Source organism: Sulfitobacter sp. NFXS29 (assembly GCF_040148765.1).
Taxonomy (GTDB): domain Bacteria; phylum Pseudomonadota; class Alphaproteobacteria; order Rhodobacterales; family Rhodobacteraceae; genus Sulfitobacter.
Window position 1 is genome coordinate 857,347 of sequence record NZ_JAGDED010000001.1, and the last position, 21,446, is coordinate 878,792.

A 21,446-nucleotide genomic window follows, 5' to 3' on the forward strand; every position below is an offset into this window, starting at 1 on the left:
ATGCGCCGCGCTCTCATCCCCTTGGTGATGATGCTGGCCGGGGCCACCCCCGGCCTCGCGCAGCAGGCCCCCGTGGCAGAGCCGCAAACAAACACGCCAGCCCCCGCGCGGGGCGGTGTGATCAGCCCCGTACTGACAATCGATTCCGAGCGTCTGTTCCGCGACAGTGCCTTTGGCCAGCGCGTCACCCGTGAGATCGAAGCCGAGAGTGAGCAGCTGGCCACCGAAAACCGCGAGATTGAGGCGGCGCTAGAGGCGGAAGAACGCGAACTCACCGAAAAACGATCGCAGATGAAGCCCGCTCAGTTCCGGCTGCTGGCCGATGCCTTTGATGAGAAGGTACAGCGCACAAGGGCCGAGCAAGCGGCGAAGAACCGGGCGCTAAGCGAGGCGCTGGATCTTGAGCGGGAGCGGTTTTTGTCTGCTGCGGCCCCGGTGCTTGAGCAATTGATGCGCAATTCTGACGCGGCGGTCATCCTTGAGCAGCGCCGGGTCTTTGTCTCTTCCTCGGTGATTGAGGTCACGGATGAGGCGATTGCCCTGCTGGATGAGGCGATCGGAACCGGGCTGGCCGACGCCGAGTGATCCGCGCGCCCCGCGGGGATGCTTGCCCCCAGCCGCCTGAATTGGTAGCCATTCAGCAACCTTCTGAGACAAAGGACAGTCCATGACCGAAGAGCTGCTGCGCGCCGATATCCAGTTGATCCAGCGCATCCTGCCGCACCGCTATCCCTTTTTGCTGGTCGACAAGGTCGAAGAGATCAAGGGCACCGAGAGTGCTGTCGGCTACAAAAACGTCACCATGAACGAGCCGCATTTTCAGGGCCATTTCCCCGGCACGCCGATCATGCCGGGCGTCACCATTGTTGAAGCGATGGCCCAGACTGCGGGCGTGATGGTGGGCACCGCCCTTGGCATGCAGGACCGCGACATGCTGATCTATTTCATGTCGATCGACAAATGTAAGTTCCGCCGCAAGGTCGGCCCCGGCGATGTGCTGCGGATGGATCTGACGACCCTGCGCGGCAAGCCGGGTGCGAAAATCTGGAAATTCGGCGGTGTTGCCACGGTCGAGGGCGAAATGGCCGCCGAGGCCGAGTTCATGGCGATGCTGGACCTGCCACAGGACGCAGCATGAGCAATATCCACCCCAGTGCCGTGATCGAAGAAGGGGCGCAGATCGACCCTTCGGCGCGCGTCGGCCCCTTTTGCCTAATCGGGCCTGAGGTCGTGTTGAAGGCGGATGTGGAGTTGAAATCCCATGTCGTCATTACCGGCCAGACCGAGGTCGGCGCGGGCACGGTGATCTTTCCCTTCGCGGTGATCGGTGAGATTCCGCAGGATTTGAAGTTCAAGGGCGAAGCCAGCCGTCTGGTCATTGGCGAACGCAACCGCATCCGCGAACATGTCACCATGAACTGCGGCACCGAAGGCGGTGGCGGCGTGACCCGCGTGGGCGATGACGGGCTGTTCATGGCGGGCTGTCACATTGCCCATGACGCCATCGTCGGCAACCGGGTGATCGTGGTGAACAACGCCGCCGTGGCGGGGCATTGCGTGCTCGAAGATGACGTGATCATTGGCGGGCTTTCGGGCATCCATCAGTGGGTCCGCATTGGCCAAGGCGCGATCATTGGCGCGGTGACCATGGTGACCAATGACGTGATCCCCTACGGGCTTGTGCAAGCGCCGCGGGGTGATCTGGATGGGTTGAACCTTGTCGGGCTGAAGCGCGCCGGTGTGGCGCGGAGCGACATCACGGCGCTCAGGGCCGCGTTCCAGATGTTAGCACAGGGCGAGGGGACATTCTCGGACCGGGCGCGGCGTTTGGGGGACGAAACCCAGAGCGATTACGTCCGCCAGATCGTCGATTTTGTCATGGCCGACACGGGCCGTCATTTCCTGACGCCGAAATGAGCCTTGCGCTGATCGCCGGACGCGGTGGCTTGCCCGCGCGGGTGGCAGCAGCGCAGGCAGAGCCGCCTTTGGTCTGCGTCTATGAAGGCTGCGCGCCGGATGGGCTGAAGGCAGACCTGACCTTTCGGTTAGAGACGCTGGGCAGCCTTTTGGCGCATCTTTTGGGCGTGGGTATTCGGGACGTGTGTCTGTGCGGGGCAATTGACCGGCCCACGCTGGACCCCGCAAAGCTCGATATCCGCACAGCACCTTTGGTGCCGCAGTTCAAACAGGCGCTGGCTGCGGGCGACAATGGCGCGCTTGAGGTGATCAAGACGATTTTCGAAGACCATGGCCTACGGGTGGTCGGGGCCGATGAACTGGTGCCCGACTTGTTGGCCGACAGCGGTGTGCTGTCGCGGGAGTTGCCAGACGAACAAATGCGCCGGGATGCCGCGCATGGTGCTGCCGTGCTGGATGGCTTGGCGACACTCGACATCGGGCAGGCCTGCGTCATCGGGCGCGAACAGGTGTACGGGGTTGAGGCCATTGGCGGCACGGATCATTTGCTGGCGACCTTGCCAGAGGCGGTGCGTGAGGCGCGTGCGGTGCTCTGCAAAGGACCGAAGGCTGGCCAAATCCGTGAGATCGATCTGCCGACCATCGGCCCCCATACGCTGCGCGCCGCGCGTGCGGCGGGGCTGGCCGGCGTGGTGGTCAAGGCAGGCGGCGTGATGCTGCTCGAGCGTGATACCTGCGTGGCACTGGCTGATGAGCTCGGTCTGGTGCTTTGGGTCCGAGAGGAAGACGCGACATGAGAGTGTTTATTCTGGCAGGCGAACCTTCGGGCGACCGGTTAGGCGGCGCGCTGATGGCGGGGCTGAAAGAGCTTTGTCCTGAAGTGACCTTCGACGGCATCGGCGGGCCGATGATGATGGCGCAGGGGCTCAAAAGCCGGTTCAACATGGACGAGCTGAGCGTCATGGGCTTGGCCGAAATCCTGCCCAAATACCGCGCGCTGATGGCCCGGATCAATGAGGCGGCACAGGCGGTGGTTGAGACCAAGCCAGATGTGCTCATCACCATCGACAGCCCCGATTTTTCCCTGCGCGTGGCGCGTAAGGTGAAAGAAAAATCTAACATCAGAACAGTGCATTACGTGGCCCCGACCGTGTGGGCATGGCGCCCCGGCCGGGCGGAAAAAATGGCCCGTTCTGTCGATCATGTGCTGGCGCTTTTCCCTTTCGAGCCGCCCTATATGGAAGCGGCGGGCATGGCCTGTGATTTCGTGGGTCACCCGGTGGTGGCCGAGCCTGTGGCCGATGACGCCGCCGCTGCGGCCTTCCGCGCCGAGCACCGTCTTGCCGATGCACCGCTGTTGCTGGCGTTGCCCGGCTCGCGCCGGGGCGAGGTCACGCGGCTGGCGCCAGTGTTCCAGCAAGTCGTCGCGCGGCTGGTCGAGGCGGAGCCGGCCTTGCGCGTCGTGGTGCCAGCGGCCAGTCCGGTGGCGGCATTGGTCAAACAGGTGACGCGCAATTGGTCTGGCAACCCGCTGGTGCTCGATCCGCGCGACCATACGACCGAAGAGTTCACCGCCACCAAACGCGCCGCCTTTCACGCGGCGGATGTGGCGCTGGCGGCCTCGGGCACCGTGTCGCTGGAACTGGCTGCGGTGAACACGCCGATGGTCATCGCCTATGACATGAACTGGATCAGCCGCCAGATCATCGGGCGGATGCTGCGGGTGGATACAGTGACGCTGGTCAACCTCGTCTCGGAAACCCGCGTGGTGCCGGAGTTCATCGGGGCGAACTGCCGCCCCGGACCCATCGCCGAAGGCGTCTTGCAGGTGCTGCGCGCGCCCGGCGCCCAGAAGGACGCGATGGCGCTGACGATGCAACGTTTGGGGCAGGGCGGCGAGGCACCGGGCCTGCGGGCCGCGCGCGCGGTGCTGGCCCGGATGTAGGCGGGATCAGCCCCGGTGAATCCAGCCGCCGCCGAAGATGCGGGTGCTTTCAGGGTCATAGAACACGCAGGCCTGCCCCGGCGACACGCCTTCCTCGGCGGTCAGCAGTTCAACCTCGGCCTCGGTCGCGCTGATCGGACGCAGGATCGCGTCGCGTGGCGGACGGGTGGAGCGCACGCGCACGGCGATATGCCACTCCGGGCGCGAGGTCAGGGGCTCATCGCCCAGCCAGTTGATCTCTCGCACCGGGATCTTGCGGGTGGCGAGCATGGATTTAGGGCCAACGACGACCTCTTTGCGCTCGGCATCCAACCTCACCACATAAAGCGGGTCGGCCAGGCCGCCGATGCCCAAGCCGCGGCGCTGACCGATGGTGTAGTGGATCACGCCCTCATGTTTCGCCAGCACATTGCCTTCGGTATCGACGATATTGCCCGGATCGGCGGCCTCGGGGCGCAGCTTGCGGATCACCGCGGCGTAGTCGCCATTGGGGACGAAACAGATATCCTGACTGTCAGGTTTGTCCGCGACTTCCAGCCCGTATTTCGCCGCCAGCTTGCGGGTGTCGTCCTTGCTGGGCAGATGGCCCAGCGGGAAGCGCAGATAGGAAAGCTGCTCTTCGGTGGTGGAGAACAGGAAATAGCTCTGATCGCGGTTGCCATCGGCGGCGGCGTGTAGCTCTGGCCCGTTCTCGCCCATCTTGCGCTGGATATAGTGACCGGTGGCCATGCAGTCGGCCTCCAAGTCCTTGGCGGTTTCCAGCAAGTCCTTGAACTTGACCCGCTCGTTGCAGCGGATGCAGGGCACGGGCGTGGCACCGCCGAGGTAGCTGTCGGCGAACTCGTCGATTACGGCGTCCTTAAAGACGTTTTCATAGTCCAACACGTAATGCGGGAAGCCCATTTCCTCGGCCACGCGGCGGGCGTCCTGAATATCGACACCCGCACAGCAGGCACCTTTCTTGGCCAGCGCCGCGCCGTGGTCGTAAAGCTGCAGGGTGACGCCCACGACATCATAGCCTTCGTCTTTGAGCATGGCCGCCACGACGGAACTGTCCACACCACCCGACATCGCCACGACGACGCGCGTATCGGCGGGCGCCTTGGCAAAGCCAAGCGAATTGAGCGGCGGTGTCTGATCAAGGGCCATGGGTCTCTCCGGAGTTTCTGCGCGAATATAGGAAAATCCTACCTAGTCACAAGGGCAGGCTTCACGCCGCGTTAAGGCAGATGGGGGTTATTGGCCACCAGAACAATGGCGGATGATGCGATGTACCTGAAAAAAGTCGATGGGCCACGGTCTGTTACCCTCGCTGACGGGAGCGTGATGTCACGCGCAGATTTGCCTGGGGCAGATACGCGAAGGTGGGTCGCCTCGCGCAAGGCAGCCGTGGTGCGGGGGGTGGTCTATGGGTTGATCACCCAATCCGAAGCGCTGGAGCGTTATGGCATTAGTGATGATGAATTTATGGAATGGTTACATGCGGTTACAGAGCATGGAGAGGCCGCGCTGAAGGCCACTGCCTTGAAAAAGTATAGACAACTTTAAGTTGTTAACCTAGCCTAACTAGTATCGGTAACGGGTAGTTAACCTTTATTGCTCAAGATTAGCCAATCGTCCTAGATGAGCCGGAGAAACCGAATGCGTGTATTGTTAGTTGAAGATGACCCGACGACCTCTCGCAGTATTGAACTCATGCTGACCCATGCGAATCTAAACGTCTACGCCACCGACTTAGGCGAAGAGGGAATCGATCTGGCCAAGCTCTATGACTATGATTTGATCCTTCTCGACCTCGATCTGCCGGATATGAACGGCCATGATGTGCTGCGCCAACTGCGGCTTGCGCGGATTGACACGCCGATCCTGATCCTGTCGGGCTCCGATGACACGGAAAACAAACTCAGGGGGTTTGGATTTGGTGCCGACGATTATTTGACCAAACCGTTCCACCGCGAAGAATTGGTGGCCCGGATCCACGCCATCATCCGCCGTTCCAAAGGCCATTCCCAGTCCGTAATTGAGACGGGGCAAGTCGCGGTGAACCTTGATGCGAAGACCGTCAGCGTTAACGACAGCCCCGTGCATTTGACCGGCAAAGAATATCAGATGCTGGAACTGCTGAGCCTGCGCAAGGGCACGACCCTGACCAAAGAGATGTTTCTTAACCACCTCTATGGCGGCATGGATGAGCCTGAATTGAAGATCATCGATGTCTTTATCTGCAAGCTGCGCAAAAAGCTGAGCCAAGCCACTGGGGGAGAGAGCTATATCGAAACCGTCTGGGGCCGGGGCTATGTGCTGCGCGATCCCGAACCGGCGCAGATGGATCTGGCCGCCAGCGCCTGATCTGCCATCAACCGGGCCTGAAATCGCTAGACCTGCCCCTGATCGCCACCTATCTAAGCCACAGGTGACAATATCGGGGGCAGATCGTGACATCCCAGATCGAGGTTGAAGCGCTGACCAAAGCGCAGGCAGAGATGGAACTGGCCCGGCTGGCCGAGGTGCTGAGCGCGGCGAATGCCGCCTATCATACGGAAGATGCACCAGAAATTTCCGACGCGGACTATGACGCGCTGAAACGGCGCAATGCCGCGATCGAAGCGCGCTTCCCCGACCTCAAGCGCGCTGACAGCCCGTCAGAGCAAGTCGGCGCGCCGGTCGCCGAAGGGTTCGGCAAGGTGCGACATGCGGTGCCGATGCTTTCGCTCGCCAATGCCTTTGACGCCGAGGAAGTCACTGAGTTCGACGCCCGGATCCGCAAATACCTTGGGCTGGGGTCGGAAGCGCCACTGGCCTATACGGCCGAGCCCAAAATTGACGGGCTGTCGCTGTCCCTGCGCTATGAAAAGGGTGTGCTGGTGCAGGCCGCCACGCGGGGCGATGGCGCGGTGGGCGAAAATGTAACCGCCAACGCCCGCACCATTGAAAACATCCCGCAAGAGTTAAAAAACGCGCCGGACCTGCTGGAGGTGCGCGGCGAAGTCTATATGAGCCACGCCGACTTCGCGGCACTGAACGCGCGGCAGGCCGAAAGGGGCGGTAAGACCTTTGCCAACCCCCGCAATGCCGCCGCCGGATCACTGCGGCAGCTCGACGCAGAGATTACCCGCGCCCGGCCATTGCAGTTTTTCGCCTATGCCTGGGGCGCGCTCTCGGAACCCTTGGCCGAAACGCAGAAGGGCGCGATTGACCGATTGGCGGAACTGGGATTTTCGACCAACCCTCTGACCGCACTTTGTGACGGGCCAAGCCATATGGTCGCCCATTACGAACAGATCGAAGCGCAGCGCGCCACGCTGGACTATGACATCGATGGCGTGGTCTACAAGGTCGACGACCTCGCGCTTCAGGAACGGCTTGGCTTTCGCTCCACCACGCCGCGGTGGGCCGTGGCCCATAAATTCGCCGCCGAATTGGCGTGGACCCGGCTTGAGGGGATCGACATTCAAGTTGGACGCACCGGTGCCTTGTCGCCCGTGGCGCGGTTGCAGCCGGTTACGGTGGGCGGGGTCGTCGTCTCCAATGCGACGCTGCACAACGAAGATTACATCAAGGGCCTCGACAGCAAGGGCGCCGAAATCCGCGGCGGTAAGGACGTGCGCGTGGGCGATTGGGTGCAGATTTACCGCGCGGGCGATGTGATCCCCAAAGTGGCCGACGTGGATCTGTCGAAACGTCCCTCGGATGCCGAAGCCTTTGTCTATCCCTCCACCTGTCCGGAATGCGGGTCGGATGCGATCCGGGAGCCGGGCGATGCGGTGCGGCGCTGCACCGGCGGGCTGATCTGCCCGGCGCAGGCCGTTGAAAAGCTTATCCATTTCGTCAGCCGCAAGGCTTTTGATATCGACGGTCTGGGGGCCAAGCAGGTCGAACAGTTTTACCAAGACGGTTGGATCGCGGAGCCAGCGGATATTTTCATCTTGAAAGAGCGTTTCGGCAGCGGCGTGCAGCAGTTGAAAAACCGCGAAGGCTGGGGGGCGAAATCGGCGGACAACCTGTTTCAAGCCATCGAAGATCGCCGTGAAATACCGATGGCGCGTCTAATCTTTGCCCTTGGTATCCGCCATGTGGGCGAGGCGGCGTCGAACCTGATCGCGCTGCACTACGGCGATTGGGACAGTTTTGAGGCCGCCATGGCCGAGGCGCGCGGGCTCGACGGCCCCGCTTGGGATGATCTGATCGGCGTCGATGGCGTCGGCAGCGTCATGGCGGGCTCGCTGGTTTCGGCCTTTGCGCAAGAGGCAGAGCGCGCCTCAATCGACCGGCTGGTGGCGCATCTGACTGTGATCCCGGCGGAACGCCCCGACACCGAAGGCAGCCCCGTCGCAGGCAAGACCGTCGTCTTTACCGGCACCTTGGAGAAGATGAGCCGGGCCGAGGCCAAGGCCCGGGCGGAGCGTTTGGGGGCCAAGGTCTCGGGCTCGGTCAGCGGCAAAACCGATATCTTGGTCGCCGGGCCGGGGGCGGGGTCTAAGGCCAAGAAGGCCGCCGATCTGGGGGTTGAGACGATGGATGAAGATGGCTGGCTCGCCTTGATCGAAGGCAAATGAGCGGCAGACCGGAACAGCTTTTCCCGCTTTTTGCGGGGCTCGAAACGCTCGAAGGGGTGGGGCCAAAGACAGCGCAGTTGCTGGGCCAAATGGGCATCCAAGCGCCGCGCGATCTGATCTTTACCCTGCCGCACTCCGGTATCGACCGCCGTCTGCGCGACAGTGTGAAAGACGCGCATCTGCCTGCGACACTCACCGTGGCCGTTACCATCGGCGCACACCGTCCGGCACGCAACAAAGGCGGCGCTTACCGCATCACGGTCGAGGACGCGCAGACCAGTTTCCAACTGGTCTATTTCCACGCGCGCGGCGACTATTGGCAGCGGCAATTGCCCGAAGGCAGCCGTCGCATCGTTTCGGGCCGGGTAGAGTTTTTTGACGGGATGGCGCAGATGGTCCACCCGGACTTCGCCGTGCCGGAAGACCAATCGGGCGATATTCCTGACTTTGAGCCGGTCTATCCGCTCACTTCTGGGCTGACGCAAAAGGTGATGTACAAAGCCACCCGAGGCGCGTTGAAACGGCTGCCGGTGGTGGCCGAATGGGCCGATCCGGGGCAGGCGGCGCAGGCCGCTTGGCCCGATTTCGTCGCCGCCGCAGAGGCGGCGCATGACCCGCAAAACGCGCAAGACCTCACCGCCACGGCCCCGGCGCGGGAGCGGTTGGCCTATGATGAGCTTTTTGCCCATCAAGTGACCCTCGCCTTGGCGCGGCAGAATGAGCGGCGCAAGATGGGACGGGCGAACCGGGGCGACGGCCGGTTGCAAAAGCGGGTGTTGTCTTCCTTGCCTTATCGGCCCACCGGCGCACAGCAGCGCGCGGTCGAAGAGATCACCGCCGACATGGGCCGCGAGACCCGCATGAACCGGCTGTTGCAGGGCGATGTGGGGGCGGGCAAGACGCTGGTCGCCTTCATGGCGCTTTTGCGCGCCGTTGAGGCGGGCGGGCAAGCGGTGCTGATGGCGCCGACGGAAATACTTGCGCGTCAGCACCTTATGGGGCTGCAACCGCTGGCGGAACAGGCGGGCGTGGTGCTGGAACTCCTCACCGGGCGCGACAAAGGGGCAGAACGGCGGGCCAAGCTCTCGGCGCTGGAACGCGGCGACATCCAGATCCTCGTCGGCACCCATGCGGTGTTTCAGGCGGATGTGAGCTTTGCCGATTTGCGCCTTGCGGTGGTCGACGAACAGCACCGTTTTGGCGTGCGGCAGCGGTTGGAATTGGGCCGCAAGGGGCGGCTGGCCGATGTGCTGGTGATGACCGCCACACCGATCCCGCGCAGTCTGGCGCTGGCGCAATACGGCGATATGGATGTCTCCATCCTCGACGAAAAGCCGCCCGGTCGACAGCCCATTCGCACAGCGCTGGTCTCGACCTCACGGATGGATGAGGTCATCGACCGGATGCGTCACGCCATCAGCGAAGGGCGGCAATGCTACTGGGTTTGCCCGCTGGTGGAAGAGAGCGAAGTGAGCGATCTGACGGCGGCGGAAGACCGGTTCAAACGGCTCCGCGCGGCGTTGGGCGAAGGGGTCGTTGGCTTGGTACATGGGCAGATGCCGCCTGCCGAAAAGGACGCGGCGATGCGTGCCTTCCAAGCGGGAGAGACCAAGGTGCTGGTGGCCACCACGGTGATCGAAGTCGGCGTGGACGTGCCCAATGCGACGATCATGGTGGTGGAACGGGCCGAGATTTTCGGCCTTGCGCAGTTGCACCAGTTGCGCGGCCGTGTTGGGCGGGGCACCGGGGCGTCGACCTGTCTTTTGATGTATCAAGCCCCCCTCAGCGATACGGGCCGGCAACGGCTTGAGGTGCTGCGCGAATCCGAAGACGGTTTCGTCATTGCTGAAACCGATCTGAAGATGCGCGGCACGGGCGATCTTATCGGCACCGCGCAATCGGGCGTGCCGCGCTTTCGGGTGGCCGATCTGGAGCGTCAGGCGGGCCTGATGGCGGTGGCGCAATCAGATGCCCGAAAGCTTTTGGTTGATGATCCCACCCTCGAAGGGCCGCGCGGCAGGGCGGTAAGGTTGCTGCTATGGCTCATGCGGCAGGACGAGGCGATCCGTTTGATAACAGTGGGTTAGTACCGCCAACCTCTTTATGTTCGCGAATGTTCTCAGAAAGTTCTTTACACAGGCGGGTAGAAATGAGAACAAAGGAGCAACAAAGATAAGGAGGTACTGATGATGACTTACACTGCCCTGAAATCTATCGCCCTCAGATCACAGGCCACATTGCTGCAGGATGCAGCAGGGGCCGCCGCTTTGATCGTGATGTTGGTCGTTGGATTGCATCTGCCCGCCTTTATCTGAGTTCTGCCAAAGGCTCTCATGCCGCTTTGTCTGCTGCATCCGTCCCAATTTGATGCACCGATTTGCCTGTCCGCGTCGGCCTCTGGCAAAGCGGGTCCCAACATGAGGAACGCCGACTGACGCCGCCATCCTTCGCAGGATGTGCGGCGTTTTTTTTGTTCAATATTGGGGGAGGTGGGCTGCGGCAGGCTGCGCTTAACGCTCTCCAGCGTCCGCCGGGGCTTCGGCCTGTTGCATCGCCTCTGTCAGCGCCTCGATGCTTAGCATGATGGAGGCATGGCGGTTTTTATAGGCCGAGGCAGGGGTTAGCACTTCGAAACCGTCGAAGGGGGCGTCCGGCACCGGCCCTTCGCCCTTGAGCATGGCGCGCAGTTGATCGCGGGCAGTGGTGATCTGCGTGAGCGAAGCACCGGGCGCGGCACCGCCCACCACGGCCGCAGCCGCTTGCCCCAAGGCGCAGGCTTTCACGTCCTGTTTCATCTCGGCCAGACGGCCTTGCTCGACGCGCACATCAACCGTCACGGTCGAGCCGCACAGCGGCGAGCGGCGCTTCACGCTGGCCTGCGGGGCCTCCATCCGGCCCAGATGCGGGATCTCTGCGGTAAGCGCCAAGATACGCGCGGAGTAGAGCTTGATGAGGTCCGTCTCATCCGACATGGGCTGTTCCTTTTCGTGCTGAAACCCTACATAAGCGCCGCAGAGACAGATGCAAATATTTCCACGAGGTGCCCGATGACTTTCGATCCTGCAAGCCTTCAGTTCAACGAAGCGGGCCTCATCCCCGCCATCGCGCAGGACGCGGAGACACATGAGGTGCTGATGCTGGCGTGGATGAACGCAGAGAGCATCGCGCGCAGCCTTGAGACCGGCAAGGTCACCTATTGGAGCCGCTCGCGGCAGGCGTTCTGGGTGAAGGGCGAAACCAGTGGCCATGTGCAAAGGCTGGTTGAGATGCGGATCGATTGCGACCGCGATTGCCTGTTGGTGCTTGTGGACCAGACCGGGCCCGCCTGCCACACAGGGCGGCGCAGTTGCTTTTACACCGGGATTCAGGAAGGTGACGAAGTCGAACTGATGAAGTCGGTGGATTAAGTCCGCGCGCTAAATCCCTACCATAGAACGAATATCTTCGGGCGTCATTCCAGTCTCACGGTAGAGCGCGATGGCGCGGGCGTCATCGCGTTTGGCGAGCCGTTTGCCGCCCTCATCCCGGATCAGTCGGTGATGGTGATAATGCGGCGTTGGCAGGTCGAGCAAAGCCTGCAGCACAACATGGATATAGGTCGCCGCAAAAAGGTCGGCCCCGCGCGGGACAAGTGTGATCCCCTGTGCGGCATCGTCAAGCACCACGGAAAGGTGGTAGGACGTGCCCATGTCGCGCCGGGCCAAGACCACATCACCGACCGTCGCGATAAGCTGATCCGGCGAGAAGGTGGTCGCGCCGGTTTCAGCGTTCGGGCCATGGCCGTTTTCGGTGAAGCTTAGCGCGCGATTTCCCAGTGAAGCCAAAGCTTTACGCATATCAAGCCGCAGCGCGCCGGATGCTTTTGGATGGCCCGCGTCACGGCAGGTGCCGGGGTAAATCAGGCCGTCGGGGCCATAGACGGGCTCTGCACCCTCCTGCGGGGCGTTGGTGGCGGCGGCGATGTCGCGGCGGTTGCAGGTGCAAGCATAGACGAGGCCGCGCGCCCAGAGGTCATCAAGGGCAACGTGGTAGGCCGCCATTCTGTCGGATTGGCGCATCACGGGTTGCGGCCAGTCAATACCAAGCCACGCGAGGTCTTCGTAAATCTGCGCCTCCCACTTGGGTCGCGCGCGGGATTGGTCGATATCTTCGATCCGCAGCAGAAACCTTCCCCCCGCTGCTTTGGCCAGATCATGGGCCAAGAGCGCCGAATAGGCGTGGCCAAGGTGCAGCGGACCGGTCGGAGATGGGGCAAATCTGGTGGTAAGTGTCAATTCTTTTCAATCAGATAGACGGTAGACTTCAAGTCGATGCCGGGCAGGTGCGGGCCTTCCTCTGCAAAGAGCAGGATCGCCGCGCCGCAGTCGGTCCACTCATGGATCATGCCCAAGGCACCGCGATCTTCGAGCGCTTTTTCGTTTAAAGAAAACAGAAGTTTACCGCCCTTTTCTAATCCATGCATCAACGTGTCGAACAATGTGATCGGCGCGGCACCGGGGCCGATCACGCCGATGGCGCTGATCGCCTCATAGCTGCCGGGCGCGAAGGGGAGGGGCGCGTCAACTTCGAGCTCTAACAGATTGCGGTATATACCTTTATTTCGAGCCTCTGCCAGCATGGCGGCGGAAACATCGCCGCCGTCGATGGTGGTGAAACCCGCTTGTTTCAGGGCCGCGCCCGACAGCCCTGTGCCGCAGCCGATATCGAAGATCGGGGCGTTTTTGTTGTCCAGAAATTCAGCGAGCGTGGCAGCGGCGCGGTCGGGCGTGGCATAGCCCTGCGCTTTGATATCCTCGTCGTAGCTGCCCGCCCATTCGTCATAGAGGCTGCGGATCACCTGCGTGTCCCGCGCCGCGTAGGCTTTGTCGAAATAATGTTTTGTCATTCCCCTAGGATATGGGGGATGGGCAGGAGGATCCAGTGTTAACCCGGGGCGGGTTAACCTTGATCAAGCCATGTCTGCCAATCTGCCTTGGCGCGGTCGGTATAGGCTTTGTAGCGGTCCTTGCGGCCGCGACGGCCCGATTTAAGCCCTTCGACAGGCGGAAACAGGCCGAAGTTCACGTTCATCGGCTGAAAGGTTTTTGCATCCGCCCCGCCGGTGATGTGGGTGATCAGCGCGCCCATGGCGGTGCTGTCGGGCGGGGTTGGCAGGCTGCCGCCCTTGATCTCAGCCGCGGCCATGCGACCCGCGAGCAAGCCCATCGCGGCGCTTTCGACATAGCCTTCGACGCCGGTGATCTGCCCGGCAAAGCGGATATTGTCGCGGCTGCGCAAGCGCATTTGATCGTCAAGCAACGTGGGCGAGTTGATGAATGAGTTGCGGTGAATGCCGCCGAGACGCGCAAAACGCGCGTTCTCAAGCCCCGGAATGCGTTTAAAAACATTCGTTTGCGCGCCGTACTTCATCTTAGTCTGGAAGCCGACGATATTGTAAAGCGTGCCCAGCTTGTTGTCCCGGCGCAGCTGCACAACGGCATGGGCCTTGATCTCGGGCTGGTGCGGATTGGTCAGGCCAACCGGTTTCATCGGGCCGTGACGCAGGGTCTCGCGGCCCCGTTCGGCCATGACTTCAATGGGCAAGCAACCATCGAAATAGCCCGCCGTTTCGCCTTCGCGGAATTCGGTTTTGTCGGCCTCGAGCAGCGCGTCGATGAAATCGTCGTATTGCTGCTTGTCCATTGGACAGTTGAGGTAGGCGGTGCGCTCTTCTTCGGTTTCGCCCTTGTCATAGCGCGACTGCATCCAGGCTTTCGACATGTCGATACTGTCGAAATAGACGATGGGCGCGATGGCGTCGAAAAAGGCGAGCGCTTCGGCACCTGTTTCGGCGGCGATGGCTTCGGCCAGCGCGCCCGAAGTCAGCGGGCCCGTGGCGATGATCCATTTGCCGTCTTTTGGCAGCTCAGTAATCTCGCCGTATTCGACGGAGATATTGGGGTGTGCGAGCAGCGTGTCGGTGACGGTCTGTGCGAAGGGGTCGCGGTCTACTGCCAGCGCGCCGCCAGCGGGGAGGCGGTTTTTGTCGGCGCAGGCCATGATGAGGCCATCGGCGGCGCGCATTTCCCAATGCAGCAGGCCCACGGCGTTTTGCTCGTCATCGTCCGAGCGGAAGGAGTTGGAGCAGACCATCTCACCCAAGAGCCCGGTTTGGTGGGCGAAGGTTTCGACCTTGGGGCGCATTTCGTGAATCACGACTTCCACGCCCGCGTTCGCCGCTTGCCAAGCCGCCTCTGATCCGGCCATGCCGCCGCCGATGATGTGCAATGTATCTGTCATGGGGGCGATGTAGGGCAGGGCGGGTTCGCACGCAACAGGCAAGCGCGGATGCGGGCCGTTGCGCGCTGAAATATCGCGGCACGCGCGCTTGGCCGGGCATGGTTTTGGGGTCGCCGCTGCGGGAATGGTCGGTCAGTGAGAGGCTGACCCGGAGGGACCTTCCGCCGTCGGCGACCCAAAATCATTAGGGTTTCTGTACCCTAATATAACAGTGCCCCGATTTTGCCAGATTTGCCAGCCCCTGCGCGGCAACACTGTTGCGCGGATTTGGAAACAATCACTGCTGCCAGTCGGGGGCGCGTTTTTCCAAGAAGGCGTCGATGCCTTCGCGGGTGTCTGCTTCAAGCATGTTGCGCACCATGATGGCGCCGGTGAAGTCGTAGGCTTGGTCGGTGGGCAGGTGCATCTGTTGATAGAAGGCGCCTTTGCCATGGGCGACGGCGGTGCCGAGTTTGGCGGCGATCTTTTCGGCGAGGGCGTTGGTCTCAGTAGCCAGTTGGTCGCCCGGCACGGCGCGGTTGATCAGGTCCAGTTCTGCAGCGCGGCGGGCTGAGATGAATTCGCCGGTGGTCAGCATCTCAAACGCCTGTTTGCGCGGGATGCTGCGGGTCAGGGCGACCATGGGGGTCGAACAGAATAGGCCGATGTTCACGCCGTTGACGCCAAAACGGGTGTCCTCGCTGGCGATGGCCATGTCGCAGGTGGCGACAAGTTGGCAACCTGCGGCGGTGGCGATCCCGTGGACTTGGGCGATGACGGGCTGGGGCAGGCTTTGGATGCGAGCCATGAGGGCGGCGCAGCGGTCGAAGAGGTCTTTGAAGGCGGCGGCTCCGCCATCTTCGGCTTGGCGCATGGCGGTCATCTGGCGCAGATCGTGGCCGGCGCAGAAGGCTTTTCCTGCGCCCGACAGGATAATCACCCGTGTTTGGCGGTCTTCGGCCAGTTCGTCGAGTTTGCGGTGCAGGACGGCCAACATTTCGTCTGACAGGGCGTTCAGCCGTTCGGGCGCGTTCATGCGCAGATGGGTGATCGGCCCCTGTGCCGTAACGTCAAGAATTGTCACCTTGCCCTCCCAAGCTGGTCACGCCAACGTTACGCCGAGGAAAGCAGGGAGAACAAGTATGGCCGTGGTGATGGATGCAGAGGCGCTGGAGGCGTTCATGCGGGAGGTGTTCGATCAGGTGGCGGATGATTTCGCCGTGGATCATGTGGCCGAGAATGAGATCACCATGCGTCTGCTGACCAGCCGCCGCCATCTGCGGCCCGGAGGGACGGTCTCGGGCCCGTCGATGTTCGCGCTGGCGGATGTGGCGGCCTATCTGGTGACGCTGGCAATGATCGGGCCCAAGGCGCTGGCGGTGACGACGAATTGCTCGATCGATTTCATGCGCAAGCCGCTGGCGGATGTACCTTTGATTGCCCATGCCAAGCTGCTCAAACTGGGGCGGCAGTTGTCGGTAACGGATGTGCTTATCTATTCGGAGGGGTCGGATAAGCCGGTGGCGCGGGCGAGTTTGACCTATGCGATTCCCCCGGTGAAGGCGTAGGCTAAGGGTCATCGGCTGCCCGTGGGGTGGCGATCACACCGGTGATCCGTCCCACTTTATGGTGCAGCGCTTATGCGACTTCTAAGACTTCCGCTCAGCCTCACCAAATCGCCAGCCCGCCGGGACGGGTAGGCAATGGCCCGGCGCCTGCGGCTTGATTCCGGACCTGGTGGCTATCTACAAAAAAGGGCCGGGAGAAACCCGGCCCAAGGAAGAGGTCTGGCTGGCGCCACAGGGAAGTCACGCCTGCCAGAACACGCGGGAAGCCTCGGCTGAGGCTTGTTCCGGTGTAAGTCCCGCATCATCAAGCTCCCACGGCTCAAGCGCAGCAAGCGCGATCCGGGTGCGTCGGCGGGCCGCCCATGTGGTCACGACCGCCGCAAAGCGCAGCGCGATCATTGCAGGGACCGGCAGGGCGCGGTATGTCATCAATGTCAATGCATCGGCGCTGATAGGGCGAGCCTGTGTCATGGGGGAACTCCTTGAATTTGTATTGGCGAAATTGTATTGACACAAAGTGTAGAAAGCCTACAGGTGCAAGGGTACAAAGCGCGATACAATTTGACCACAGGAATATTGTAATGGGTACAATTTGGCAGCCATCCCTCGCCGAAGGGCAGGGACCGAAGTACAAACTCGTCGCCCTGACGATCCGCGAGGGGGTCACATCCGGTGCGCTGGCCGTGGGAGATAAGCTGCCGCCTGTGCGCGAACTGGCGTGGCAGTTGGGGATCACCCCCGGCACTGTGGTGCGGGCCTATACCATTCTTACGGACGAGGGCCTGCTGGAGGCCGAAGTGGGCCGGGGCACCTTTGTCGCCCCGCCGCAGGCCGCCATTCGAGAAGATGTCTGGAATCGCGAACAAGATATCTGGATCAAAGAGTTAGAGATCTCCGATACCGATGCGGTCAGCCTTTTTAGTCCGCGTTTACCGGATATGGGGCAAGTGGCTCTGATCCGCAGCGCCCTGCGGCAGGTGGCGGATGTGCCGGGCGAAGAGTTGATGAACTATCCCACCCGCGATGCCTATGCCCCGGTGCGCCAAGCGGTGGTCGACTGGCTGTCGCATCTGTCCCTTGGCCCGCTGAGCGAGCGCGACGTCGTGCTGTCGCATGGCGGGCAAAGCGGCATTGTATTGGTACTTCAGGCCATCCTGTCGGGGCCGAAACCGGTGATGCTGGTCGAAGACCTCTCCTATGCCGGGTTCCGCCGGGCGGCGGAGGTGCTGCGCGCCGAAGTGGTCGGCGTGGCGATGGACAAAGACGGCGTGTTGCCCGAGGCGTTGGACAAAGCCGCGCGCGACAGCGGAGCGCAGGTGTTTTGCACCACACCTGAAGTGCACAATCCAACCGGCAGCCACACAAGCCTCGAACGGCGGCGCGCGCTGCTGGAGGTCGCCAAGCGGCACGGGTTGGAGATTTTGGAGGATGATTGCTACCGCATGGGCTCTGCCCGCGCGCCGAGCTATCGCTCGCTCTGGCCGGAACATGTCTGGCATGTCTCTTCCATCTCCAAAGAACTTACGCCCGCGCTGCGTGTCGGCTTTGCGCTGGCTCCGGCGGGGCGGTCGGCGGACCTGCGGCGGGTGGCGGAATACGGGTACTTCGGCCTTGCCCGCCCCTTGGCCGAGGCGACGCGCATTCTGCTCACCGATCCGCGGCTAAAGGGCATTTGCACAGATATCCGCGAGAGGCTGGCGGAATATGTAGAGGTCGCGGTGAACCATCTGGGCGGGCATGAACTGCAATGGTCGCGCGATGTGCCCTTTCTATGGCTGCACCTGCCGCCGGGTTGGCGGGCGGCGGGGTTTTGCCGCGCGGCAGAGGCGCAGGGGGTGCAGATCCGCTCTGCCGATGAATTCGCCCTGCGCGATGGCCGCGCGCCCCATGCGGTTCGCATCGCGGTGAATGCCCATGTCTCTCTGCGCTCTTTTGAGGCGGCGATGCAGCGGCTGCGCTGTCTATTGGACAATCCGCCAGAGCAGATCAGCGTGTAGAAATATGGGGTATTATTATACCTAAATCATAGGTATATGATTTTGCTTACGTAATCCGTGATTGCTGCGCTTGACCCGGCGATGCAGGTGGTTATAACCCCTCCATCAGACACCGGGCGGGGATTCCTCGTTCCGACCAACCTTAAACGGGAATTCATCCATGAAAACCTTTTCTGCGACACCGGCAGATATCGACAAGAAATGGATCATCATCGACGCCGAAGGCGTCGTGCTGGGCCGTCTCGCTTCGATCATCGCCACGCGCCTGCGCGGCAAGCACAAGCCGTCCTTCACACCGCATATGGATTGCGGCGACAACGTGATCGTCATCAACGCCGACAAGGTGCAGATGACCGGCAAGAAGCGCGAAGAGCACTTCTACTGGCACACCGGCCACCCCGGTGGCATCAAGTCGCGCACCAAGGCACAGATCCTTGAGGGCGCGCATCCTGAGCGTGTTGTGACCCAAGCGGTCAAGCGCATGCTGCCCGGCAACCGCCTGAGCCGCCAGATCATGACCAACCTGCGCGTCTATGCAGGTAGCGATCACCCCCATGAGGCGCAGAGCCCCGAAGTTCTGGATGTTAAATCCTTGAACAAGAAAAATACGCGGAGTGCATGAGCATGGCTGACGAAATCAAATCCCTCGACGGTCTCGAAGCAGCCGTGACCGAGAACATCGGCGGCGTGCAGGGCACCGAAACCGAAATGACCCCGCGTGAGCCGGTTCGTGACGAACTGGGCCGCGCCTATGCCACCGGCAAACGTAAAGACGCGGTCGCCCGCGTTTGGATCAAGCCCGGCTCCGGCAAGGTCATCGTCAACGGCAAGCCGCAGAACGAATACTTTGCGCGCCCCGTGCAGCAGCTGATCCTCGCGCAGCCTTTCGGCATCACCAACACCGAAGGCCAGTTCGACGTCTTCGCAACTGTCAAAGGCGGCGGTCTGTCCGGTCAAGCGGGCGCGGTTAAGCACGGCATCTCCAAGGCGCTGCAGCTTTATGATCCCTCCCTGCGCGGTGCGCTGAAAGCGGCAGGCTTCCTGACCCGTGACAGCCGCGTCGTCGAGCGGAAGAAATACGGTAAGGCCAAAGCGCGCCGGAGCTTCCAGTTCTCCAAGCGTTAAGCTTACCGATCAACTTTGCGAAAGGGCTGCCCTCCGGGGTGGCCCTTTTTCGTTTGTGGGATGGCATGTGTGGCTGCTGGTCATGAAAAAGGCCGCTGCGGTTTCCCGCAACGGCGTCTGATTCTGGATCGCGTGATCCTGAGACGGCTTAGCCGCCGATTTCGTAGCTCACGGTGAAGCCCAGCACACCGTCACCATCGTTGGTGTCTTCGTAGAGCGCTTCAAAGCTGACGCCATCGCCGAAGTCATAGACGGCACCGGCTTCGGCATAGATGTTGTCGTCGCGGTCGCTGTTGCCGATGAGGCCAACGGCGGTCCAACGCTCGGACAGGGGCGCTTCGAACGCGACTTCCTGATCGCTTTCGCCATTGTCGGGGTCGATGATCACAGCAAATGCACCCGAGGCGTCACGGCCGATGGGGAAGCCCAGCGTCGCGGTGATTTCTTCACCGTGGTCCTTAGAATCGTTCAGCCATGCGTAGGAATAGCTCAGGTCCCAGTTCATGCCCTGACCAAAATCTGCGCCATAGCCGAGGTCGACTTCGAATTCGGCGTCATCTGTGGGGTCTTGGTAAAGCGATGTGACACTGAAGCCGGTGTGGAAGCCGCCGTAGGTCAGCTCGACAAAGCCTTCGACTTCGTTCTCAAGGTGATCGAAATCATCCGACGTGTTGAAACGCGTGGCGGCAGAGACGCCGGCGGTCCAGCCAATCATAGAGGTCATGGCGCGGTCTTCGATCACCGGGTCGAAACCGGTGGTGATGTTGTCCTGCGCATAGGCGGCGGAAGAGAGCAGCCCGGTGGTAAGGCCGAACCCGATAAGGTGTTTGATATTCATGGCATTTGCCTAGTGTTGGACCATGGCTTGTCTGCGACTGGCGAGGTCAGGTTGTGAAGGCCCTTCGGATAGGCCCGCCATTGGGGGGCGGCAAGGCCCGTTTGCGCATATCTGGCATGCGTTAGAACATAACATTGTGAACGACGGAAATTTCGCCCAAGTCGTTGGTTTTTCTTAGGCCTCGTGGTTCCGGGCGGGGCGGCGCCTGCCTATATCAAGCGCAACACAGGAGACAGTCATGCAGTATTCAGTTCTAGATCTCGCCCCGGTGCCCGAAGGGTCAGACACCGCCACCGCCATCGCCAATTCCGTTGCATTGGCCCAATTGGCCGAAGCCAAGGGCTATCACCGCTTCTGGATGGCTGAACATCATAACATGCCGGGCATCGCCTCGGCGGCGACATCGGTTTTGCTGGGGCATGTGGCGGATCACACGCAGCATATTCGCGTTGGGGCAGGCGGGGTGATGCTGCCCAATCACGCGCCTTTGGCGATTGCCGAGCAGTTTGGGACCCTGGCGGCGATCCATGGCGACCGGATTGATCTGGGGCTGGGCCGTGCGCCGGGCGGCGATCAGGCGGTGATGCGCGCCATGCGCCGTGGAATGAGTGGCGGCGATCATTTCCCCGATGATGTGGCCGAGTTGATGGCCTATCTGGGCGACGCTGATCCGCGCTCGCCGGTGCGTGCGCATCCGGGTGAGGGAACGCATGTGCCGATCTGGATCCTCGGCTCTTCGCTATACGGTGCGCAACTGGCGGCGCATTTTGGGCTGCCCTACGCCTTTGCCTCACATTTCGCACCGGACGCGCTGGAAGAAGCCACCGCGATCTACCGCCGTGATTTCAAACCGTCGCAGGCCTGCCCCGCACCGCGTTTCATGCTGGCGGTGAATGTATTCGCGGCCGATACGGATGAAGAGGGGGCCTATCTGCGCACCACCATGCAGCAGGCCTTCGCCCGTCTGCGCACAGGCCGCCCCGGCAAGCTGCCACGCCCGGTGCGCGACATTGATGCCGAGATTGGCGCAGGGATGCGGCAGGGGGTGGATCATGCGCTGCGCGTGTCTGCCGTGGGCAGCCCCCAAACGGTGAAACGCCAGCTTGAGACGCTGATCGCGCAGCACCAGCCCGATGAGCTAATCTTGACCGGGCAGATCCACGAACACGCGGCGCGGTTGCGCTCGTTTGAGATTGCGGCGGATGTTTTGCAAGACATGAAGGTGGCGGCCTGAGGGTCGCC

Annotated in this window: 24 protein-coding genes; 16 read left to right on the forward strand and 8 right to left on the reverse strand. The window is 62.0% G+C overall.

Annotated elements, in window-relative coordinates; translation table 11 throughout:
• From J3456_RS04240 to lpxB, 5 genes are all read left to right on the forward strand, one after another.
• A complete protein-coding gene (locus J3456_RS04240; protein ID WP_349579026.1) occupies nt 1-585 on the forward strand; it encodes an OmpH/Skp family outer membrane protein in 585 nt (194 codons plus the stop codon).
• An 82-nt stretch (nt 586-667) separates the two neighbouring features.
• Nucleotides 668-1,138 carry a 3-hydroxyacyl-ACP dehydratase FabZ gene (fabZ, locus tag J3456_RS04245; protein ID WP_067628883.1) on the forward strand — a complete coding sequence of 157 codons (471 nt, stop codon included), beginning with the start codon at nt 668-670 and terminating at the stop codon, nt 1,136-1,138.
• Nucleotides 1,135-1,917 (forward strand): acyl-ACP--UDP-N-acetylglucosamine O-acyltransferase, encoded by a 783-nt coding sequence (gene lpxA / locus J3456_RS04250; RefSeq protein WP_349579027.1) that lies wholly within the window; start codon nt 1,135-1,137, stop codon nt 1,915-1,917. Before fabZ ends, lpxA begins: the two co-directional genes overlap by 4 nt.
• Nucleotides 1,914-2,714: an LpxI family protein gene (locus tag J3456_RS04255; RefSeq protein WP_349579028.1), complete on the forward strand. Its 801-nt coding sequence runs from the start codon at nt 1,914-1,916 to the stop codon at nt 2,712-2,714. Before lpxA ends, J3456_RS04255 begins: the two co-directional genes overlap by 4 nt.
• Nucleotides 2,711-3,862, forward strand: coding sequence for a lipid-A-disaccharide synthase (gene lpxB, locus J3456_RS04260; RefSeq protein ID WP_349579029.1), 1,152 nt, complete (start codon nt 2,711-2,713; stop codon nt 3,860-3,862). Before J3456_RS04255 ends, lpxB begins: the two co-directional genes overlap by 4 nt.
• 6 nt (nt 3,863-3,868) lie before the next feature.
• On the opposite strand, the gene mnmA is transcribed toward lpxB, so the two are convergent.
• On the reverse strand, nt 3,869-5,011 hold the full coding sequence (gene mnmA, locus J3456_RS04265; RefSeq protein ID WP_067626482.1) for a tRNA 2-thiouridine(34) synthase MnmA: 1,143 nt from the start codon (nt 5,009-5,011) through the stop codon (nt 3,869-3,871).
• A gap of 120 nt (nt 5,012-5,131) precedes the next feature.
• Here mnmA and sciP point away from each other — a divergent pair, with 120 nt between their 5' ends.
• From sciP to J3456_RS04290, 5 genes are all read left to right on the forward strand, one after another.
• The gene (gene sciP, locus J3456_RS04270; RefSeq protein ID WP_067939991.1) at nt 5,132-5,410 is read left to right on the forward strand and encodes a CtrA inhibitor SciP; all 279 of its coding nucleotides are present in this window, start codon (nt 5,132-5,134) and stop codon (nt 5,408-5,410) included.
• A 93-nt stretch (nt 5,411-5,503) separates the two neighbouring features.
• Nucleotides 5,504-6,211 carry a response regulator transcription factor CtrA gene (gene ctrA, locus J3456_RS04275; protein WP_259944548.1) on the forward strand — a complete coding sequence of 236 codons (708 nt, stop codon included), beginning with the start codon at nt 5,504-5,506 and terminating at the stop codon, nt 6,209-6,211.
• 134 nt (nt 6,212-6,345) lie between these two features.
• Nucleotides 6,346-8,418 (forward strand): NAD-dependent DNA ligase LigA, encoded by a 2,073-nt coding sequence (gene ligA / locus J3456_RS04280; protein WP_502989489.1) that lies wholly within the window; start codon nt 6,346-6,348, stop codon nt 8,416-8,418.
• Entirely contained in the window at nt 8,415-10,505 is a 2,091-nt protein-coding gene (gene recG / locus J3456_RS04285; RefSeq protein WP_349579031.1) for an ATP-dependent DNA helicase RecG, read from the forward strand. Before ligA ends, recG begins: the two co-directional genes overlap by 4 nt.
• Before the next feature lie 99 nt (nt 10,506-10,604).
• Complete coding sequence (locus tag J3456_RS04290; RefSeq protein WP_259944545.1) at nt 10,605-10,733, forward strand: hypothetical protein; 129 nt, start codon at nt 10,605-10,607, stop codon at nt 10,731-10,733.
• A gap of 195 nt (nt 10,734-10,928) precedes the next feature.
• On the opposite strand, the gene J3456_RS04295 is transcribed toward J3456_RS04290, so the two are convergent.
• The gene (locus J3456_RS04295) at nt 10,929-11,390 is read right to left on the reverse strand and encodes an iron-sulfur cluster assembly scaffold protein (RefSeq protein WP_349579032.1); all 462 of its coding nucleotides are present in this window, start codon (nt 11,388-11,390) and stop codon (nt 10,929-10,931) included.
• A gap of 75 nt (nt 11,391-11,465) precedes the next feature.
• Here J3456_RS04295 and hisI point away from each other — a divergent pair, with 75 nt between their 5' ends.
• Entirely contained in the window at nt 11,466-11,825 is a 360-nt protein-coding gene (hisI, locus tag J3456_RS04300) for a phosphoribosyl-AMP cyclohydrolase (protein WP_349579033.1), read from the forward strand.
• Nucleotides 11,826-11,834: 9 nt separating this feature from the next.
• Here the strand turns inward: hisI and gluQRS are convergent, their stop codons facing one another.
• From gluQRS to J3456_RS04320, 4 genes are all read right to left on the reverse strand, one after another.
• Nucleotides 11,835-12,692, reverse strand: a complete 858-nt coding sequence (gene gluQRS, locus J3456_RS04305; protein WP_349579034.1) for a tRNA glutamyl-Q(34) synthetase GluQRS — start codon at nt 12,690-12,692, stop codon at nt 11,835-11,837.
• Nucleotides 12,689-13,303: a class I SAM-dependent DNA methyltransferase gene (locus J3456_RS04310; protein WP_349579035.1), complete on the reverse strand. Its 615-nt coding sequence runs from the start codon at nt 13,301-13,303 to the stop codon at nt 12,689-12,691. Before J3456_RS04310 ends, gluQRS begins: the two co-directional genes overlap by 4 nt.
• A gap of 53 nt (nt 13,304-13,356) precedes the next feature.
• Nucleotides 13,357-14,697, reverse strand: a complete 1,341-nt coding sequence (trmFO, locus tag J3456_RS04315) for a methylenetetrahydrofolate--tRNA-(uracil(54)-C(5))-methyltransferase (FADH(2)-oxidizing) TrmFO (protein ID WP_349579036.1) — start codon at nt 14,695-14,697, stop codon at nt 13,357-13,359.
• 277 nt (nt 14,698-14,974) lie between these two features.
• The gene (locus J3456_RS04320) at nt 14,975-15,760 is read right to left on the reverse strand and encodes an enoyl-CoA hydratase (protein WP_349579037.1); all 786 of its coding nucleotides are present in this window, start codon (nt 15,758-15,760) and stop codon (nt 14,975-14,977) included.
• Nucleotides 15,761-15,818: 58 nt separating this feature from the next.
• Here J3456_RS04320 and J3456_RS04325 point away from each other — a divergent pair, with 58 nt between their 5' ends.
• Nucleotides 15,819-16,244, forward strand: coding sequence for a PaaI family thioesterase (locus tag J3456_RS04325; RefSeq protein WP_259985216.1), 426 nt, complete (start codon nt 15,819-15,821; stop codon nt 16,242-16,244).
• Nucleotides 16,245-16,484: 240 nt separating this feature from the next.
• Here the strand turns inward: J3456_RS04325 and J3456_RS04330 are convergent, their stop codons facing one another.
• Complete coding sequence (locus J3456_RS04330; RefSeq protein ID WP_349579038.1) at nt 16,485-16,715, reverse strand: DUF1127 domain-containing protein; 231 nt, start codon at nt 16,713-16,715, stop codon at nt 16,485-16,487.
• A 110-nt stretch (nt 16,716-16,825) separates the two neighbouring features.
• On the opposite strand from J3456_RS04330, the gene J3456_RS04335 reads away from it, so the two are divergent.
• The 3 genes from J3456_RS04335 to rpsI all read left to right on the forward strand — a co-directional run bounded on the left by J3456_RS04335 (nt 16,826) and on the right by rpsI (nt 19,366).
• Entirely contained in the window at nt 16,826-18,241 is a 1,416-nt protein-coding gene (locus J3456_RS04335; protein ID WP_349579039.1) for an aminotransferase-like domain-containing protein, read from the forward strand.
• A gap of 160 nt (nt 18,242-18,401) precedes the next feature.
• Complete coding sequence (gene rplM / locus J3456_RS04340) at nt 18,402-18,863, forward strand: 50S ribosomal protein L13 (RefSeq protein WP_067629878.1); 462 nt, start codon at nt 18,402-18,404, stop codon at nt 18,861-18,863.
• Between the two features lie 2 nt (nt 18,864-18,865).
• Nucleotides 18,866-19,366, forward strand: a complete 501-nt coding sequence (gene rpsI / locus J3456_RS04345; RefSeq protein WP_067629875.1) for a 30S ribosomal protein S9 — start codon at nt 18,866-18,868, stop codon at nt 19,364-19,366.
• A gap of 148 nt (nt 19,367-19,514) precedes the next feature.
• Here the strand turns inward: rpsI and J3456_RS04350 are convergent, their stop codons facing one another.
• Nucleotides 19,515-20,204, reverse strand: a complete 690-nt coding sequence (locus tag J3456_RS04350; RefSeq protein WP_349579040.1) for a hypothetical protein — start codon at nt 20,202-20,204, stop codon at nt 19,515-19,517.
• Between the two features lie 238 nt (nt 20,205-20,442).
• Between J3456_RS04350 and J3456_RS04355 the strand changes: the two genes are divergently transcribed.
• Entirely contained in the window at nt 20,443-21,438 is a 996-nt protein-coding gene (locus J3456_RS04355; RefSeq protein ID WP_349579042.1) for an LLM class flavin-dependent oxidoreductase, read from the forward strand.
• Nucleotides 21,439-21,446 lie beyond the last annotated feature (8 nt).